The 18904-nt window shown below is 73.1% G+C and carries 14 protein-coding genes and 1 other RNA gene; 5 read left to right on the top strand and 10 right to left on the bottom strand.

Features of this window, described 5'->3' with window-relative positions; all coding sequences use genetic code 11:
• Positions 1-103: 103 nt before the first annotated feature.
• A complete protein-coding gene (locus ACFVVO_RS15050; RefSeq protein WP_390055009.1) occupies positions 104-1072 on the bottom strand; it encodes a LysR family transcriptional regulator in 969 nt (322 codons plus the stop codon).
• Positions 1073-1169: 97 nt separating this feature from the next.
• Here ACFVVO_RS15050 and ACFVVO_RS15045 point away from each other — a divergent pair, with 97 nt between their 5' ends.
• From ACFVVO_RS15045 to ACFVVO_RS15035, 3 genes are all read left to right on the top strand, one after another.
• The gene (locus ACFVVO_RS15045) at positions 1170-2432 is read left to right on the top strand and encodes an MFS transporter (RefSeq protein WP_390055007.1); all 1263 of its coding nucleotides are present in this window, start codon (positions 1170-1172) and stop codon (positions 2430-2432) included.
• A gap of 248 nt (positions 2433-2680) precedes the next feature.
• Entirely contained in the window at positions 2681-3349 is a 669-nt protein-coding gene (locus ACFVVO_RS15040) for a trimeric intracellular cation channel family protein (RefSeq protein ID WP_390055006.1), read from the top strand.
• Between the two features lie 91 nt (positions 3350-3440).
• Positions 3441-4715, top strand: a complete 1275-nt coding sequence (locus ACFVVO_RS15035) for an amidohydrolase (RefSeq protein WP_390055004.1) — start codon at positions 3441-3443, stop codon at positions 4713-4715.
• Positions 4716-4805: 90 nt separating this feature from the next.
• Here ACFVVO_RS15035 and ssrA read toward each other — a convergent pair.
• The 5 genes from ssrA to ftsE all read right to left on the bottom strand — a co-directional run bounded on the left by ssrA (position 4806) and on the right by ftsE (position 8792).
• Positions 4806-5192: a transfer-messenger RNA gene (ssrA, locus tag ACFVVO_RS15030) on the bottom strand.
• 149 nt (positions 5193-5341) lie between these two features.
• Positions 5342-5821, bottom strand: coding sequence for an SsrA-binding protein SmpB (smpB, locus tag ACFVVO_RS15025; RefSeq protein WP_390055002.1), 480 nt, complete (start codon positions 5819-5821; stop codon positions 5342-5344).
• Positions 5822-5893: 72 nt separating this feature from the next.
• A complete protein-coding gene (locus ACFVVO_RS15020; protein ID WP_390055000.1) occupies positions 5894-7072 on the bottom strand; it encodes a S41 family peptidase in 1179 nt (392 codons plus the stop codon).
• Between the two features lie 68 nt (positions 7073-7140).
• Positions 7141-8058, bottom strand: a complete 918-nt coding sequence (gene ftsX, locus ACFVVO_RS15015; RefSeq protein ID WP_390054998.1) for a permease-like cell division protein FtsX — start codon at positions 8056-8058, stop codon at positions 7141-7143.
• 44 nt (positions 8059-8102) lie between these two features.
• Complete coding sequence (gene ftsE / locus ACFVVO_RS15010) at positions 8103-8792, bottom strand: cell division ATP-binding protein FtsE (protein WP_390054996.1); 690 nt, start codon at positions 8790-8792, stop codon at positions 8103-8105.
• Between the two features lie 231 nt (positions 8793-9023).
• Between ftsE and ACFVVO_RS15005 the strand changes: the two genes are divergently transcribed.
• A complete protein-coding gene (locus ACFVVO_RS15005) occupies positions 9024-9215 on the top strand; it encodes a hypothetical protein (protein ID WP_143638368.1) in 192 nt (63 codons plus the stop codon).
• Between the two features lie 94 nt (positions 9216-9309).
• Here the strand turns inward: ACFVVO_RS15005 and ACFVVO_RS15000 are convergent, their stop codons facing one another.
• From ACFVVO_RS15000 to ACFVVO_RS14985, 4 genes are all read right to left on the bottom strand, one after another.
• Positions 9310-10140, bottom strand: a complete 831-nt coding sequence (locus ACFVVO_RS15000) for a hypothetical protein (protein ID WP_390054994.1) — start codon at positions 10138-10140, stop codon at positions 9310-9312.
• 290 nt (positions 10141-10430) lie between these two features.
• Entirely contained in the window at positions 10431-11537 is a 1107-nt protein-coding gene (gene prfB / locus ACFVVO_RS14995; RefSeq protein ID WP_390054993.1) for a peptide chain release factor 2, read from the bottom strand.
• Between the two features lie 168 nt (positions 11538-11705).
• Positions 11706-12932 carry a serine/threonine-protein kinase gene (locus ACFVVO_RS14990; RefSeq protein ID WP_390054991.1) on the bottom strand — a complete coding sequence of 409 codons (1227 nt, stop codon included), beginning with the start codon at positions 12930-12932 and terminating at the stop codon, positions 11706-11708.
• A 111-nt stretch (positions 12933-13043) separates the two neighbouring features.
• Entirely contained in the window at positions 13044-14732 is a 1689-nt protein-coding gene (locus tag ACFVVO_RS14985; protein WP_390054989.1) for a serine/threonine-protein kinase, read from the bottom strand.
• Positions 14733-15128: 396 nt separating this feature from the next.
• Here ACFVVO_RS14985 and ACFVVO_RS14980 point away from each other — a divergent pair, with 396 nt between their 5' ends.
• Positions 15129-18806: an FHA domain-containing protein gene (locus ACFVVO_RS14980; protein WP_390054987.1), complete on the top strand. Its 3678-nt coding sequence runs from the start codon at positions 15129-15131 to the stop codon at positions 18804-18806.
• The last annotated feature ends 98 nt before the right edge of the window (positions 18807-18904 follow it).

Raw genomic sequence — 18904 nt, 5'->3', positions numbered from 1 at the left:
CGTTCGAACCAGGCCCCCACCCAGCCCGAGCGCCCCCTTTACCACACCGTGCTCGGGCCATGAATGTAGCGCATGCGGAGGTTCCGTGTTTGCCACGTGCCACCTACTGGACGCTCATCACATCATCATCCACGGCTGGAATCCATCGGTCGGTGGGCCGCCGTAGCCATCCTTCGGCCCGCGCGATGTCGCTCGCGGCCCTGCGGAGCGCCGTCAGCCCGGGATGTACGAGCCCCTTGCGCCAGACCAACGACACGGACGAGAGCGGGACCGGATCGACGAGCGGCCGCAGCACCGAACGAGGCATGGCCGGAAAGTCCACCACGGCCAGGATCACGTTCCGGGTCTTGGCCATGATCCGCTCGAACTCCTCGTCGCCGACCGGTAGCGGAAGGGGTGAAGCGAGTCGGATGCCGCGTCCCTCGAAGAGGTGAAGTGCGAGGTCGGTCCACTCCCGGGTGCGCGGGTTCCCCGCGCCGGCGTACACCGTCTCCCCGGCCAGCGCCGCCAGCGGGACCTCCGGCAGGGCGGCCAGCGGGTGGTCGTCGGGCAGGACGACGGCCATCGGCTCGTAGCGCACCGGCTGCTGTTCGAGCCCGGACCGCAGGGCCGGGTCCAGGCCTGCGAAGCGCCCGAAGGAGACGTCCAGCCGGCCGGCGAGCACCTCGACCGCCGCTCCCGTAAGACCGCTCTCGTAGCGGGCCATCAGCTCGCAGTCGGGGGCGAGTTCCCGGGCCCGGTGCAGCACCCGGCGGCCGGTGAGCAGACCGGCGGAGTTGAGGTCGACCAGCAGCGGCCGGGCCTGCCCGAAGGCGGCGAGCAGGTCGTCCTGGGCGGCCAGGACCCGCCGGGCGTGCGGCAGCAGCCGCTCGCCGTCCGCGGTGAGCGTCACCTGCCGGGTGGTCCGTACGAACAGCTCGGCGCCCAGCTCGCGCTCCAGCCGCCGTACGTCCCGGCTCAGTGCCTGCTGCGCCACGTACAGACGGGCCGCGGCCCGGGTGAAGTGCAGCTCCTCGGCGACGGCGACGAAGGCACGCAGCAGGCGCGGTTCTATGGCGGCGGGAGCGGGCATGGCGGCGAATCTACAACCCGGATTCACAACGCGGGCGCGTGAGTCGGCACCGAGAAGGTGTTGGACCGGGTGATCCACTGCGGGCCACCGTTGAGCCATGCCGCGACAGACCACCGAAGACAGCCGAATACCGAACGAGCAGTGCGAAGACAAAGAATCGGGGAGGCTCCGTGGGTACCGGGCGCTCTTCTCCCGCCCCGGCACGCTCGCCTTCACCGCGGGCAATCTCGTCGCACGGCTGCCGATGGGCATGTTCAGCGTGAGCGCGGTCGTGATGATCGCCGGGGCCCGGGGCTCGTACGCGCTCGCCGGCGCCGTCACCGCCGTCGGTCTGGCGGCGACCGGGGTGGCAGGGCCGTGGATCGCGCGGCTCGTCGACCGGTACGGGCAGGCCCGGGTCGCCGTACCTGCCACCCTGACGGCCGTCCTGGGCAGCCTCGCCCTGCTGCTGTGCGTGCGCTTCGGCGCCCCGGACTGGGCCCTGTTCGCCGCCTACGCCGCCACCGCCGCCACCCCCAACATCGGCGGCCTGTCCCGCGCCCGCTGGGCCCACCTGCTGCGCGACGACCCCGCCGCCCTGCACACCGCCAACTCCTTCGAGCAGGCCGCCGACGAGCTGTGCTTCATGCTGGGCCCGGTGCTGGCCTCCTTCCTGGCCGGCACGTTCTTCCCGGAGGCGGGCACGCTCGCCGGGTCCGTGCTGCTGCTGGCCGGCATGCTGCTGTTCACCGCGCAGCGGGCTACCGAGCCGCCCCTCCTGGCCCGTTCGAAGGCCCGGTCGCCGTTGCGCAGCCCGGGGATTCCGGCGCTGCTGGCCTGCTTCGTGGCGACCGGCACGGTGTTCGGCTCGATGGAGGTCGTCACGATCGCGTACGCCGACGCCCAGGGGCACCGGGCGGCGGCCGGTCTGGTGCTCGCGTTGCAGGCGGCGGGCTCGTGCGCGGCCGGTCTGCTGTACGGGGCCCTGAAACCGGCCGGCCTCGGCCTGCCCCGGTGCCTGCTCGCGATGGCCGCCCTGATGACCCTGCCCTGGCTGGCCGCCGCCGCCACGGGTTCCCTCGCGGCCCTGGCGGGTGCGCTGCTGGTGGCGGGCATGGCGACGGCGCCGACGATGGTGACCGCGATGACCCTGGTGCAGGCCCGCACCCCGGCCGACCGGCTCAACGAGGGCATGAGCCTCGTCGTCACCGGCCTGCTCACCGGCATCGCCTGCGGCTCGGCGGCCGGCGGCTGGGCGGCCGAGCACGGCTCGCCGGCCACGGGCTTCGCGGTACCGGCGATCGCGGCCGCCGTGGCCCTGGTGATCGGCTCGTCGCAGCGGCGGACGGGGGCGGCCGGGCAGGCGGCGGTGACCCCCTAGTGCTGCGACCGGAAAGGTTCACCGGCTCGCGACGCCCGGCACGGCACCTCGCCGCGTTGTCGCATCACCCGAGTACATCCAGTACGCGAGCGATGCTCCGCCTCGCGACGCACCGCACCGGACGCCGCGAGCTTCCCGGCAAACCTTTCCGGCCACAGCACCAGGCGGGCGCTCACCGGGCGGGTGAGCGCCCCGGCTGGTTCGATGGTCGGGTCGACGGTGAGGGTGAGGGAGGGAGGTGCTGATGCGTGGCCGGCTGGTTGTCCCCGGAGAACGTGACCGAGGTGACCCGGGTGCTGGACCTGAGCGGAGTGTTCGCCAACGGGACACTCGGCGGGGTGCTGGCGCGGAGCCGCCGGCTGGATCTCTTCGGCTTCCTGGTCATCGGCATCGTCTCCGGTCTCGGCGGCGGAATCCTCCGCGACACCCTGCTGCAGCACGGGACGCCCGTCGCCCTGACGGACTACACCTATCTCACCGTCGCCACCGCGGGGACCCTGCTGGCCTTCGTCGCCGACCTGAGCCGTCACACCTCCGGCTGGACCTTCAACCTGCTCGACGCGCTGGCGCTCAGCGTCTGGGCGATCGCCGGGGCGCAGAAGACCCTGTCCGTCGGTCTCGGCTGGCTGCCCGCCGTGCTGCTGGGCACGATCACGGCGGTCGGTGGCGGCGCCATCCGGGACCTGCTGCTGGCCCGTACCCCCGCCATCTTCGGCGGCACCCCCCTGTACGCGACCGTCGCCGTGCTGGTGAGCGGGGTGATGGTCCTCTGCAGCCGGCTCGGCGTGCCCACCCTCGGCATTCTGGCCGGGATCCTGGTGGGCGTCTCACTGCGGCTGGCCGCGCTGACCCGGGGCTGGCGGCTGCCGGGCAGCCGTGACTGGCGGCCCAGGACGTCACGCGGCCGCGGCCCGTGACCCGGACGGGCCGGGGGACGGACGGAGGGGGACGGACGGAGGGGACGGGCGGGGGCACCACTCACCGGGAAACGAGGAGCACCACACAGCCATGAGCCTCAAGGATCGCGTGGACGAGGTCGTAGCCGGGCTCGGTGACATCCGGCCCGAGCTGGAGGGCTTCTACGAGGACCTGCACGCCCACCCGGAGCTCGGCCACCAGGAGCACCGGACGGCGACCCGGGTGGCGGAACGCCTGGGGAACTGCGGCTACCAGGTGCACGACGGGATCGGCGGCACCGGCGTGGTCGGCGTGCTGGCCAACGGGGACGGGCCGACGGTGCTGCTGCGCGCCGACATGGACGCGCTGCCGGTGCGCGAGGAGACCGGTCTGCCGTACGCCAGCACGGCCGTCGGCAAGGACGCGGCCGGCCGGGAGGTGCCGGTGGCGCACGCCTGCGGCCATGACATGCACGTCACCTGTCTGCTGGGCGCGGCCAGGCTGCTGGCGTCCGCCCAGGGGTCGTGGCGGGGAACGCTGGTGGCCCTGTTCCAGCCGGCCGAGGAGCCCGGTGACGGCGCCGACCGGATGCTCGCCGACGGGCTCACCGGCCTCGTTCCGCGGCCGGACGTCGCGTTCGCCCAGCATGTGCTGCCCTATCCGGCGGGGCGGGTCGGCACCCGCGCCGGTTCCTTCCTGTCCGCGGCGGACAACATCCGCGTCACCGTCCACGGCAGGGGCGCGCACGGCTCGGCGCCGCAGGCCGCGATCGACCCGGTGGTGATGGCGTCGATGATCGTCGTCCGGCTCCAGACGGTCGTCTCGCGCGAGCTGGCCGCCACCCGGCCCGCGGTGCTCACGGTGGGCTCCCTGCAGGCGGGCACCAGCGGCAACGTGATCCCGGAGTCGGCGGAACTGCTGCTGAACGCGCGCACCTACGACGAGGGGACCCGGGGGGCCGTCCTGGCCGCGGTGCGGCGGATCGTGACGGCCGAGTGCGCCGCCTCCGGAGCGACCCGCGAGCCGGAGATCGAGGAGGGCACCCGCTTCCCGCCGACCGTCAACGACGCGGCGGTGACCCGCGAGGTGGCCGCCGCCTTCGGCGAGGTCTTCGGGGACCAAGCGGGCACGGTCGAACTGCAGAGCGCGAGTGAGGACTTCAGTCGCGTCCCGGACGCGTTCGGCGTCCCGTACACCTACTGGGCCCTCGGCTGCGTCGACCCGGACACCTACGAGGCCGCCCGGCGGCGTGGCACGGTGGCACAGGACATCCCGGTCAACCACAGCTCCCGGTTCGCGCCGGTCCTTCAGCCGACCCTGGACACGGGCGTGCGGGCCCTGGTCACGGCCACGCTGACCCGGCTCGCCCGGCAGGACGACGCGTGAGTCCCTGAGACGTACGGCCGGAGACGTACGGGAACGACGACGACAAAGGCCCCGCCGCTCGGAAGCGACAGGGCCTTGCCTACATGGGATGAGTGGAGATGGCGGGAATCGAACCCGCGTCCAACGGTGCGGAACCAGGGCTTCTCCGTGTGCAGTTCGCTTCGCTTTTCTCGGCCCCGGCGATCACGCGAACAAGTCGCCGACGGGCTCAGTCACTGTTTGGTTTCCCTCTTCACCCCGTGACCGGGATCAAGGTTTAGTCCCCTAGTCGATGCCAGGATCCGGGACGGGAACTAGCCCGGGCTGACACTCCCGTGAGAGCTTCGCTTACTGCTTATTAGGCAGCGAGGGCGAAGTGGGAGGAATCGCGCTTGGTATTGGCGATTATTTTTTTCGGCCTGTGGTTTACGAGATCATGGCCGCTTCCTCGACACGCTTCCCCTGCTTCGACAGCCGCTGTCGAAACCGATCATCCCCATGTTGATTTTTCAATCCCCTCCGGAGAGGGGGCTCGCACCCTCGGTGGGGTGCGTTGCCATCGTACGTGACCAACGCAGGTCGGTGCCAGCCTATTCCCGCCGGGCCCGCCGGTCGGGCCGACCGCGCCGGTCCCGCCGGTCCGGCGACTAGCCCCGCTGCTTGCGCCGCACGGCCGACATCGCGCGGTCCGTCTCGCGCCGGTCCTGCTTCTCGCGCAGGGTCTGGCGCTTGTCGTACTCCTTCTTGCCCCTCGCCAGCGCGATCTCGACCTTGGCGCGGCCGTCCTTGAAGTACAGGGCGAGGGGCACGATCGTGTGGCCCGTCTCCTGGGACTTCGCCTCGAGCTTGTCGATCTCGTCGCGGTGCAGCAGCAGCTTCCGCTTGCGCCGGGCGCTGTGGTTGGTCCAGGTGCCCTGGCTGTACTCGGGCACGTGCACGTTGTGCAGCCACGCTTCGTGACCGTCCAGTTGCACGAAGCCGTCGACCAGCGAGGCCCGCCCCTGGCGCAGTGACTTCACCTCGGTGCCCATGAGCACGAGACCGGCCTCGTACGTGTCGAGGATGAGGTAGTCGTGCCGCGCCTTCTTGTTCTGCGCGATCAGCTTGCGCCCTTTTTCCTTAGCCATAGTGCCCACCATTTTCGCACCATGGAGGGGGTGCGGGGAAAGTGCGTTAAGGAGTGCCACGAGGGCGCGGTGCTACGAGGGGTCGCCCAGGCCGCCCAGGACCGTCTCGGCCCGCCGCAGCGCCTGCGGCCCCGCCTCCAGGTCGGGGGTGAGGCCCCGGCCGTCGACCGCGCGACCGGAGGGGGTGCGGTAGTGGCCCACGGTCAGCTCGGCCACCGAGCCGTCGGGGAGCTCGGTGGGCATCTGGACGGAGCCCTTGCCGAAGGTGCGGGTGCCGATCACGACCGCGCGGCCCCGGTCCTGCAGGGCGCCGGTGAGCATCTCGGCCGCGCTCATCGTGCCGCCGTCGACCAGGGCGACCAGGGGCCGGTCGGTGTCGCCGCCGGTGTCGGCGTGCAGGGCGCGCTGGGCGCCGTCGACGTCGTAGGTGGCGACCAGGCCGCCGTCGAGGAAGGCGGAGGCGGTCTCCACGGACTCGGTGACCAGGCCGCCGGAGTTCCCCCGCAGGTCGAGGACGATGCCGGCGCCGGCCGGAGCCCGGTGCACCGCGGCGCGCACGGAGTCGCCGGAGCCCTTGGTGAAGGCGGCGACCTTGATGACGGTGATCCTGCCGGGCAGCTTGTGGACGGTCACCGGGTCCGTGGACAGCCTGGCCCGGCGCAGGGTCTCGGTCCACGCGCGCGTGCCGCGCTGGAGGCCGAGCGTCACGGTCGTCCCGGCGGCCGCGTCCTCGGCGTCGCCGCGGAGTAACGACACCACGTCGGTGACCGGCCGCCCGGCCACGTCCGTGCCGTCGACGCTGCGCAGCCGGTCGCCCTTGCGGATCCCGGCGGCGGCCGCGGGCGATCCGGGCTGTACCCGGGTCACCTCGATCCGGCCGTCCGGCTCGGCCCGCGCCCACAGCCCGGTGCCGGTGTACTGGCCGTCCAGGGCCTCCTGGAACTCCTGGTACTCGTCCTCGGAGTAGACGGCTCCCCAGCGGTCCCCGCTGCGGCTGACGGCCCGCTCGGCGGCCTCCATGGGCGACTTGCCGTCGGCCATCGCCTTGGCGGCGGCCCGCCGCACGGCCTCGTGACGGGTGGCCGAAGGCACGGGTGCCGAGGCGGACTTGGGGCCGGACCGGGCGTCCTGGCCGGTGTCCGGGAAGGAGCCGGTGGCGGCGCCGGCGACCAGGACGCAGGCGAAGACCAATGTCAGGGCGGCCCCACGGCCGGTGCGGCGGGGCTGACAGAACGGGTCACGGCCTGACATGGCGGTGAGTCTAGGACAACGGCGAAGGGCCGTACGGACGGACGCCCGTACGGCCCTCTTGGGATGCGTCACACCTTCAGGTACTTGCGCAACGCGAAGAACGCCGCCAGAGCGGGCATCAGCACACTGGTGGCGAGGATCAGCGGCAGCTTGGTCAACACCGCGTCCCAGCCGACGAAGTTGATCAGCGTGAGCTTGTTGGACAGGGCCATGCCGTGGTCGATCGTGAAGTACCGCCCGACGACCAGGAAGACGCAGGCGAGGCCACCGCCGATGAGTCCGGCGACCGCGGCCTCCATGATGAACGGCGCCTGGATGTAGAAGCCCGAGGCGCCGACGAGGCGCATGATCCCGGTCTCACGCCGACGGCTGAACGCGGACACACGCACGGTGTTGACGATCAGCAGCAGCGCGACGAGCAGCATCAGCGCCATCACACCGAGCGCCGCCCGGTTCATCAGGTTCAGCAACTGGAAGAGGTTGTCCAGGATGCCCTTCTGGTCCTGCACCGACTGCACGCCGTCACGCCCGTTGAACGCGGTCGCGATGACCTGGTACTTCTGCGGGTCCTTGAGCTTGATGCGGTACGACTCCTGCATCTGGTCCGGGGTCAGCGAGCCGGCCAGGGGGGAGTTGCCGAACTGCTCCTTGTAGTGCTTGTACGCCTCGTCCTGCGACTCGTAGGTCACCCGGTCGACGATGGTCATCTTGGCGAGGTCGGTGCGGATCTGCTTCTTCTGGTCCTCGGTGACCGCGCCCTTGGCGCAGTTGACGTCCGACTGCGCGTCGCTCTTGTTGCACAGGAAGATCGAGACGTTGACCTTGTCGTACCAGTAGCCCTTCATGGTGCTCACCTGGTCGCTCATCAGCAGGGAGCCGCCGAACAGGGCCAGGGACAGGGCGACGGAGACGATGACGGCGAAGGTCATCGTCAGGTTGCGGCGGAGACCGACACCGATCTCCGACAGGACGAACTGGGCGCGCATGGCGTCGGATCAAGCCTTTCCGTGGACGTGACTGGTGCGGCAGGTCAGTGCTGGTAGCCGTAGACGCCGCGGGCCTGGTCGCGGACGAGGCGGCCCTTCTCCAGCTCGATGACGCGCTTGCGCATCTGGTCCACGATGTTCTGGTCGTGCGTCGCCATGATGACGGTGGTGCCCGTCCGGTTGATGCGGTCGAGCAGCTTCATGATGCCGACGGAGGTCTGCGGGTCGAGGTTGCCGGTGGGCTCGTCCGCGATCAGCAGCTTGGGCCGGTTGACGAAGGCCCGCGCGATGGCCACGCGCTGCTGCTCACCACCGGACAACTCACCCGGCATGCGGTCCTCCTTGCCGCCGAGCCCGACGAGGTCGAGCACCTGCGGCACGGACTTGCGGATCTCGCCGCGCGACTTGCCGATGACCTCCTGCGCGAAGGCCACGTTCTCGGCGACGGTCTTGTTGGGCAGCAGGCGGAAGTCCTGGAACACCGTCCCCAACTGGCGGCGCATCTGCGGCACCTTCCAGTTCGAGAGGCGTGCGAGGTCCTTGCCGAGGACGTGCACCTGGCCGTGGCTGCACCGCTCCTCGCGCAGCACGAGCCGCAGGAAGGTCGACTTGCCGGAGCCGGAGGACCCCACCAGGAAGACGAACTCGCCCCTCTCGAGCTCCAGGGAGACATCCCTGAGGGCTGGGCGGGTCTGCTTGGGGTAGACCTTGGAGACGTTGTCGAATCGGATCACGGATGCACCACGGGTCGCCGGGGGTAGATGAGCGTGACCATACGCGAACCGGGAGTGCGAGCGCAGGGCCCGGTCGCGGTTGGTTGCGGCTTGTGTGTTTTTGTGCAGGCCGGATTCGGGCTTCTTCGAGAGCTCGCGCTCTTTGCGGGGGAACCTGGCACAGTGGAGGGGGAACGTTCGGGTTCCCGTGTGCGTTGTATGTGTGATGGCCGGTGCGAGGAGGGCGAGCGCATGACTTACGACCGGTTGGTGTGCGCGAACTGCGCGTCGCCCGTGAGTGAGGGCCGGTGCCCGGTGTGCCGTGCCAACCGCGAGCGACTGCAGCAGGAGGGCTTCTTCGCGGGGCTGAACCCCATGGCGCTGATCGCGCTGCTGGCGGTGCTGATAGCCGCGGTGGCGCTGCTGGCCCACCAGGCCGCGTAGGAAGACCGGACAAGACGGCCGAAGGGCCCGGAGCGTGCAGCTCCGGGCCCTTCGTGTTACGCGCTGTGTGCGGAACGTCGCCGTGCGGCTACGTTCAGGCGGCCGCGCCGCCCCGGCCGTTCACCAGCCGCGGCAGGAAGCGGAAGCCGATGCCGCCGGCGATCATCGTCGCGGCGCCGACCAGCAGGAACGCGGTCTGTCCGGCACCGGTCTCGGCGAGCTGCTTGTCGCCGCCCTGGGCCGTGGTGTCCGAGCCCGTGTCGGTGAGGGCGGAGGAGCCCTCCTCCTGGGACGTGTTGTCGTTGCCGCCACCCTGAGGGGTGTCGTTGTTGCCGCCGGTGGCGCTGGAGCCGCCGTCGGTGCCGCCGGTGGAGCTGTCGCCGCCACCGTTGCCGTTCCCACCGGAGTTGCCGTGGCCGCCGCCGTTGCCGCCGGAGTTGCCGTTGCCGCCCGAGTTGCCGTTGCCGCCGGTCGTGGTGGTTCCACCCGTCGTGGTTCCACCCGTCGTGGTACCACCGGTCGTAGTGGTGCCGCCGGTGGTGGTGCCGCCGGTGGTGGTGCCACCGCTCGACGTGGTGCCGCCTGTCGTGGTGGTGCCACCGCTCGACGTGGTGCCGCCGCTCGATGTGGTGCCACCGATGGTGACGGTGCCACCGATGGCGGTGCCACCGGTCGTGGTGGTACCGCCGGTGGTGGTGGTGCCACCGTCGGTCGTCGTACCACCGTCGGTGCACACGCTGATCGGGCAGTCGCCGGTCGTCCCCTCGTCCTCCCCACCCTCAGTGCTCACACCAAGGGTGATCGGCCCGGCCTGGACACCGAGGTCCAGGGCCGAGGCGGCGCCCGCAGCGGTCAGCGAGGCGCCCGCTGCGATCACGGCGCCGGCGGCTATCCGCGCGACCCGGATCCGCGTCTTCTTCGTCATGTGGTTGCTACCCCCAGTAGCTGTCGTCAATGAGGCGGCGCTTGGGGCTTGCCGTGATCGACGGAGGCAGCCGTGACGAGATCTGCGTCAATTCCCCCGGTTCACATGCGCCCCAGAGATACGCATGCCACGCTTCACCCTTCCGACTTTTCAAAGCATCGTCAAGGCCGTTGCGGGCGCAATGTCCGACGGGGTGGCGTTTGCTGCGACTTGGAACCTGTGAGTGTGATGTAAAACCCAGGCAAATGACAACTGCCGCCTCGAGGGCGGCAGTTGTCATGTCGACAAAATTACTTCTCCTGCTGCTTGCGCCAGCGAATGCCGGCCTCCAGGAACCCGTCGATCTCGCCGTTGAACACGGCCTCGGGGTTACCCACCTCGTGCTCGGTGCGCAGGTCCTTGACCATCTGGTACGGGTGCAGCACGTAGGAACGCATCTGGTTGCCCCAGGAGTTGCCGCCGTCGCCCTTGAGGGCGTCCATCTTGGCCTGCTCCTCCTGGCGGCGCCGCTCCAGCAGCTTGGCCTGGAGGACGTTCATCGCGGTCGCCTTGTTCTGGATCTGCGACCGCTCGTTCTGACAGGAGACGACGATGCCGGTGGGGAGGTGGGTGAGACGCACCGCGGAGTCGGTGGTGTTCACGCCCTGGCCGCCGGGCCCGGACGACCGGTAGACGTCCACCCGCAGCTCGGACTCGTCGATCTCGACGTGGTCGGTCTGCTCGACCACGGGGAGGATCTCCACGCCCGCGAAGGAGGTCTGGCGGCGCCCCTGGTTGTCGTAGGGCGAGATGCGCACCAGGCGGTGGGTGCCCTGCTCGACGGAGAGGGTGCCGTAGGCGTACGGCGCCTGCACGGCGAAGGTGGTGGACTTGATGCCCGCCTCCTCCGCGTACGACGTCTCGTAGATCTCGGTCTTGTAGCCGCGCTGCTCGGCCCAGCGCAGGTACATGCGCTGGAGCTTCTCGGCGAAGTCTGCGGCGTCGACGCCACCGGCCTCGGCGCGGATGTTGACGAGCGCCTCACGGGAGTCGTACTCACCGCTGAGCAGCGTCCGGACCTCCATCTCGTCCAGCGCCTTGCGGACGAGAGTCAGCTCGGACTCGGCCTCGGCCCGGGTGTCCGGGTCGTCCTCCTCCTCGGCCATCTCGAAGAGGACGGCGAGATCGTCGATCCGGCCGCGCAGCCCTTCCGCCTTCCTGACCTCGGCCTGGAGGTGGGAGAGCTTGCTGGTGATCTTCTGCGCCTCGTCCGGGTTGTCCCACAGGGACGGCGCGGCCGCCTGCTCCTCGAGCACGGCGATGTCTGCCCTCAGCCGGTCGAGGTCCAGGACGGCCTCGATCGACTCCATGGTCGAGGAGAGGGACTTCAGCTCTTCGGATACATCGACGACTGCCACGCATCCAGCGTAACGGCTCCGCCGAGCGGCCAGAGCAGGGTGGCTCGGCCGAGTCCGTGGGCACCGGTGCTGCCCGTGCCCTGCCGGGGGCCGCACCCCCGCTTCGGCCCGGACGGCCTGGGCCTCGAGCGCCGGACGGACCGATTCACGGGGACCGGCGCTCGGAGATCACGGTGTCGACGTGCTGTGGGTGTCCGCCGGGGGCTCGTCGTCGCCCGACGTCGCCGCCCATGCCCCCACGCCGATGGCCGCGGCCAGCACCACCCCGGCCACGCCCAGCGTGATCCGGCGCCGCCGCATCGCGGCCCGGTGCCGGGCCGAGCCCGGCCGGGGCGCTCCCGTCGCGCGCGGCGCCCGTGCCGTGCCGTGGGCACCGCCCGCCAGCTCGTCCGGTGCCGGCACCCGCATCGACGTGTGCGTGTCCCGGTTGGAGTCGGGCCTGGCGCCGGGCACCAGGGACACCGCGCCCCGCCTCCGTACCGGCTCGCCCCCGGCCGGGTCCTGCGCCACCGGGTCCTCCGCCTCCTCGGCGGACTCCGCGTCCGGCTCGTCCACGTCCAGCGGGGGCATGCCGGCCAGCAGGGGCAACTGCTCCCTCAGCCGTGCCGCCAGCTCCGAGGCGCGCAGCCGGGAGGCGGGCGCCTTGGCCAGGCACTGCACGAGCAGCGCCCACAGCTCCTCGGGAATGCCGGGCAGCGGTACGACGGTCTCTGTGACGTGCCGGCGCAGCACCGCGCCGGAGTGGCCGCCACCGAACGGCGTGAAGCCCGCGAGGAGTTCGTAGAGGACCGTGGCCAGCGCGTAGATGTCCACGGCGGCGCGCGGCGGCAGGCCCTCGACGATCTCCGGGGCCAGGTAGTCCGGAGTACCGATGATCTTCGTGGCCCGGGTCCGCTTCGGGGAGTCGATCAGCTTGGCCACGCCGAAGTCGGTGAGCAGCGCCGGGTGGGACCCGCCGGGGCCGAGCGGGCCCTGCATGTCCAGCAGGATGTTCTCGGGCTTCACGTCCCGGTGGACGATCCCGGCCGCGTGGGCGGCGGCGAGCCCGTCGGCGACGTCCGCGACGATCGCCACGGCCGACTCCGGTGCGAGCCGCCGCTCGCGTTCCAGGCGGGTGCGCAGGTCGGTGCCGCGCACCAGGTCCATGACCAGGGCCAGGTCGTTGCCGTCGACCACCAGGTCGCGCACGGAGACGATGTGCGGGTGCTCCAGGCCGAGCAGCGCGGTGCGCTCCTGCACGAAGCGCCCGACCAGCTCCTGGTCGGACGCGAGGTCCTCACGCAGCAGCTTGATCGCGACGGGCCCCTCCGGTCCCTCGCCCAGCCACACCGTGCCGGCGCTGCCCCGCCCCAGGATCTGGTTCGCGGTGTACCGGCTGCCGATCTTCCGTGCCAAGACTGCTCCTACCGACGCGTGTTGTCGTCAAAACTACGCGCCGGAAGAGCCAACCTTCACCGTCGAGGCGGAAATCACCCGCCAGATGTCGACAAATTTCCAAACTGGCATTCAGTTGCCATTGCCGGAGGAGCTGTCCAGCTGCTTGATCCAGTCGCCCACCTGGCCGGCCCAGTCGCTGAGCTGGGCCCAGTAGCCCCTGCCCTGGCCGACCCAGGTGTGCAGCGGGGTCAGCTCCCAGACCAGCCAGCTCGCGACGACCAGGATGACGATCGTGAACAGGCAGCCCTTGAGGCAGCCGAGTCCGGGGATCTTCATCGGGTTGGCGCTGCGCTGCCGCGGTGCCCGGGGCTCGCGCGCGGGACGCTGCGGCTCCGGGGCGGGAGGCGCGTACCGCTGCGGCTGCCGTTGCGGCTGCCGTTGCGGGGCGTACTGCTGGGGCTGCTGGTCCGGGTAGCCGTATCCGGCGTGCGGCTGCTGCCTGCCGCGCGGCTGCGGCTGCTGCGGGCGCCCCTGCGGGGCCTGGCGCGGCTGCTGCTGCGGCCGGGCGACCTGGCGCTGGGGACGGCGGCGCAGCGGGTCCTCGTCCGGGTCGAGGTACTGGACCTGTGTCTGCTCGTTGCGGTCCCGGGCGGCGCGAAGCTGGTTCTGCCAGGGGTGCGGCTGGTCGGGCTGCTGTCCCTGCGGGCCGGTGTTCGGCAGCACCGCCGTCGGGTCCGCGGCGCCGGTGTGCGGCAGTACGGCGGTGGGGTCGGCGGCGCCGGCCGGGCCGCCGGTGTGCGGCAGCACGCTGGTCGCGGCGTTGGGGTCGTACGCCCCCTGGGGCGCGTTGGTCGGCAGCACCTGGGTGGGGTCGGCGGCGCCGGGCGCCCCCGGTACGGCGGCCGGGGCCGGGTCGGGGGCGAGCAGGGCGCCCACACCCTCGGCGGCGGCGATCTGCGCGGAGTTCGCGTGCACGCCGACGCCCTCGGCGACGACCCGCAGCCCGCGCGCGAGGTTCTCGGCGCTGGGCCGCTCGTCGGGGTTCTTGCGCAGGCAGCGCTCCATGACCGTCCACAGCGGCCCCGGGACGGTGGAGGGCCGGCGCGGCTCGGCGCTCAGGTGCTGGTGCAGCACTTCGAGGGCGCTGCCGCCGGAGAACGGCGGACGGCCGGTGACCAGCTCGTACAGCAGGATGCCGGCGCCGTACACGTCGACGGCGGAGGTCTGCGGGCGGCCCTCGGCGGACTCCGGCGCGACGTACGCGGGCGTGCCGACGAACTCGTGGGTGCGGGTCAGGCCCGGGGAGTCGGCGAGGCGGGCGATGCCGAAGTCGGTCAGCATCGGGTGCATCCGGCCCTCGTACTGCTGGAGCAGCACGTTGGCGGGCTTCAGGTCACGGTGGACGACGCCGTCGGCATGGCTCGCGGCGAGGGCGTCGGCGATCTGCGCGGTCATCAGCGCGGCGGCGACGGGCGTGAAGGGGCCGTTCTCGCGCAGATAGCGGTGCAGGTCGGGGCCGTCGACGAGGTCCATGACGAGAGCCAGCAGATCGCCCTCGACGACCAGGTCGCGGACCCGCACGATGTTCGGGTGGGTGAGCCTGAGCAGGACGGAGCGCTCGCGCAGGAAGCGCATCACGATGTCCGGGTCGCTCGCCAGCTCCTCCTTGAGGACCTTGATCGCGACCGTCTCGCCCGGCTGGCCGGGCACGGCCGCCTCGGCACCCGCCGTCTCGCGCTGGCGGGCACGCCAGACGGTGCCCGTGGCGCCGCGTCCGAGCGGCTCCTCGAGCAGGTACTTGCTGCCGACTGGCCGCACGTCACGCGCTCCCTGCTGCTTGCTTGCCGGTGTTCTGGTGTTCCGACCCACTGTAGTGCCGGTCCACAGGGCACTACGTAAGCGTTCCCGACGATGTTCGCCGGTCCGCCCGGACCCCGCCCGTCGGGGCCGTGGCTCCAGGGGTCCTGGTTCGAAGGGAAGACGCCCGCCCCGGTCTCCTGGTTGCCAGGTGCCGTACGTGACCGATCTCAACTGATCATCGGCGCACTACTGGTCAGGCACTTTTGGGGGCAGAGCTGACCAATCAAGATCACTTGGCACCGGGTCGTGGGCACGTTGTCAGTGACAGGTGCGAGGATGCGTGCAGTACTGGCCGACGTGCTCGTGCGGGGGGTGGGGTAGTCCGCGCCCGGGCAGAAGGGACCGCTGACGGCGATGCAGATCCGGCTGACCGTCGTAGATCCGCTGGGCCCGTCCCCGCAGCGGGGCCGTGCCGTGAGCCGCGACGTGCTGGTGACCGCGCCCGCGGGCACGGATCTGGCCGCGGTGGCGTCGGCACTGTCCGCGGCGGTCGCCGGAGAGGGCGGCGCGGGCCGGGACACCGGCGGCGGCGCCCCGGTGGTGCTGTACGCGGGCGCGGAGCGGCTGGACGCGCGCCGCCGCGTCCTGGGCGAGCCCCCGCTGGTGGACGGCGCCGTGCTGTCCCTGGGCTCCCCCGCGGCCCCCGAGCCGCATCCCGAACTGGACGACGCCCCGGCCCAGCTGCACGTGGTCGCCGGGCCGGACGCGGGCGGGGTCCATCTGCTGCACGGCGGCCGGATCACCGTCGGCCGTTCCGCCGACGCCGACGTCCCGCTGGACGACCCGGACGTCTCCCGTCTGCACTGCGCGGTCACGGTCGGCGCAGACGGCCGGGTCTCGGTCACCGACCTCGGCTCCACGAACGGCACCGCCCTGGACGGCACGCGTGTGGGCGAGCGCCCGGTGCGGTTCCCCGCGGGCGCGCTGCTGCGGATCGGCGAGTCCGCCCTGCGGGTTACGCCGTCCGGGGGGCCAGGGGCGCGCACGGCGACGGTGCCGGACGGGGAGGGATGCCTGCGGGTGCTCCCGGAGGATCCGGAAGGGCACGCGCGCGTGGCACCGCCGGCCGCCGGGAGCGGCATGGACCCGGCCGGGCCCACCCGGCACACGTACGGCACGGCGGACCACGGCGCAGGCCACGACCTTGACCACGACCGCGCGGAGCCCCTCGTGGTGCCCGGGCAGGCGGGGACGCCGAACGCGGAGAGCCCGGGCGCTCCGTCCGGCGCCGACGGCGCGGGCAGCGGGGACACGCACGCCGGACGGCACGGCGTCGACGCCCACGCCCGTACGGCATTCCCCGAGGACACCGGCCGCGGCACCCGCAAGGGCACGCCGCTGCGGGGCACCGACGTCCCGCCGGGGGTGCGGCGGCGCGGTGGGCTCGGCGCGTGGGCGCGCCGGCTGGCGGGCGGACGCGGGGATCAGCCGGCCGCCGGGCCCGAGGAGTACGGCTCGGTGCCCGGCGGGACCGCAGCCGAGAACACCGGCGCCTCCCAGCGGCCCGAGACCTGGCCGGACCCGGCCGCGCTGCTGCTGACCGCGCTGGGTCCGGGGCCCCGGCTGTGGGAGCGGGGGCCCGGGCACCCGGAGGCGCTGACCGTGCGGCTCGGCACGGCCGACCGCGGCGCGCCGGACGGCTCGGGTGTGCTGCCCGCCGTGCCGGTGACCGCCGCGCTGCGCGAGGCGGGCGCGCTGGGCCTGGCAGGGCCGCGCCCCCGGCTGTCCGGGCTGGCCCGCGCGGTGCTGGCCCAGCTCGCCGCGCTGCACTCCCCCGACCTGCTGGAGATCGTGCTGATCAGCGCGGACCGCGCCCGCCCGGTGGCGGAGCGCGCGGCCGAGTGGTCCTGGCTCGGCTGGCTGCCGCACGTCCGCCCCGGCCACGGCCAGGACTGCCGCCTGCTGCTCGCCCACGACCGCGAGCAGGCGGCGGCCCGCACGGAGGAACTGCTGCGCCGGGTCGAGGAGTACGCGGCGACGGGCCGGGGCACGGCCCAGCCGGCCCGGCCCCGGACGGCTCCGGCACCGGCCGGGGCGGAGCACGGCGCCCCCGGGACCGGCGGCACCGCGCGCACCGCCACCGCCTCCGTACCGGGTCCGCGGCAGCACGACGCTCACGGCGACCCGGGCCACGACGCCCACCCGGACCCGGCCCGCGACGCCGCGACGGGCCCGGCGCCCCACGACGCCTACGCGGACCCGGACTTCCCCGCCGGACCGGCCTCCGCCACCGGCACGGCGTTCGGCACGGCGGCCTCTTTCACCGCACGTGCGGGCAGCCATGCCGGACCGGGTGCGGCACGCGACGCCGGACCGGCCCCGCTGACCGCTTCCGGTCCCGCTGACGCCCAGTCCCGGGCGGCCGCGCACCGCCCCTCGTGGGCCAGGGACGGCGCCGGGCCGGCCGGGGCCGGCGGCTTCCCGGGGCCGTACACGGTCGTCGTCGTGGACGGGGACCCGGGAGGCTCGGCCCTGCGGGAGTCCCTGGCACGGCTGGCCGTGGCCGGGCCGCGGGCCGGGATCCACGTGGTGTGCCTCGCCGAGACCGAGCCCGCCTCCCCCGCCTCGCCCGTGACCCGCACCTACGAGGCCGCCTGCGAGGCGACGCCCACCTTCCGGCACTGCGGGGCCGTCGCCCTGCTCGGTGGTGACGTCGCCGGCGCGCTCCATCTGATGCGGGTCGCGCCCACCGGCCCGGTCGGCCCGGGCACCCTCGCCACCGTCGACGCCGTCTCCCCCGCCTGGGCCGAGCGGTTCGCGCGGGCGCTGGCGCCACTGCGGCCGGACGGCCCGCTCGCCGAGCCGCACGCGCGCGTGGCCGTACCGCTGCCGGCGTCCGCGCGGCTGCTGGACGAGCTGGGGCTGGCCCGGGCCACCCCGGCCTCGCTGATGGCCCGTTGGGCGGACGCGGCCGACGACACGGCGTGCCCGGCCGGCCGGGCCAGGGCGGTGCTGGGAGCCGGGCCGCACGGACCGCTCACCGTCGACCTGGTGGCCGACGGGCCGCATCTGCTGATCGAGGGGCCGGCCGGCAGCGGCCGTACCGAGCTGCTGCGGACGGTGGCCGCCTCGCTCGCCGCCGCCGAGCGGCCCGACCGGCTGGGCATGGTGCTGATCGACGGCCGGGAGGGCGTCGGCACCGGCGCGGGGCGCGGCGAAGGGCTGCGCGTCTGTACGGACATACCCCATGTGACGACCCATCTCATCGCCAACGACCCCGTGCGCATGCGGGAGTTCGCGCAGTCGCTGACCGCGGAGCTGAAGCGGCGCGCGGAGCTGCTGGGCCTGGCGGACTTCGCCCAGTGGCACACCGGGCGTGAGATGCCGGGCCGGATCGTCGCGCAGCGCACCCCGAACGGCCGCCCCGCCGGGTCCGGTGCCGGCGCGGCGGACGCGACGGGGGACATAGAGGCGCCGCCCAGTTCCACGCTGCGGCTGCGGCCCGGCGCCGCCGCACGGCAGCGCGCCGAGGCCGCGCCGCCGCTGCCCCGGCTCGTGGTGGTCGTCGACGACCTGGACGCGCTGGTCTCCCCCGCGCTCGGCTCGCCGGGCCGGCCCGCCGCCGGGTCGGTGCTGCGGGCGCTGGAGGCGGTGGCCCGGGAGGGCGAGCGGCTCGGGGTGCACCTGGTGGCCACGGCCGGCACGGGCGGCCGTACGGCGGAGACGGAACCGGCCAGGCGGGCCACCCTGCGCATCGCGCTGGACGCGCCGTCCGCCGGGCGCACGGGCGCCGCTCCGGCCGAGCGGACCCAGGAGCCCGGCGGGGAACCGGCGCCGGGGCGGGGCCGGCTGACGTACCCGGACGGACGGGCGGTCGGCTTCCAGGGCGGCCGGGTCACCGGCCGTATCCCGCGCACCGCGACCCAGCGGCCCACGGTGGTACCGCTGGAGTGGCAGCGCATGGGCGATCCGCCGACCCGCCGGCCGGTGCGGGAGCTGGGCAACGGCCCGACCGACCTGGCCCTGCTGGCGAGCGCGGTGCAGCGGGCGGCCCGCGAGGTCGCCGCGGCGGAGGTGCCTTCGCTGCTCTGACGGCCCGCCCCGGAACGCCACGCATACCCGTCTGATCACGAGCCGGTCACGATGGACCGCTGGACGGCGCAGGCGCTCTTGCCGCCTCCGTCCGGCCC

The organism is Streptomyces sp. NPDC058145, assembly GCF_042884245.1.
In the GTDB taxonomy this organism is placed as follows: domain Bacteria; phylum Actinomycetota; class Actinomycetes; order Streptomycetales; family Streptomycetaceae; genus Streptomyces.
The sequence above is the reverse complement of the archived record's forward strand: the minus strand, read 5'-3'. Positions and strand labels throughout refer to the sequence as shown.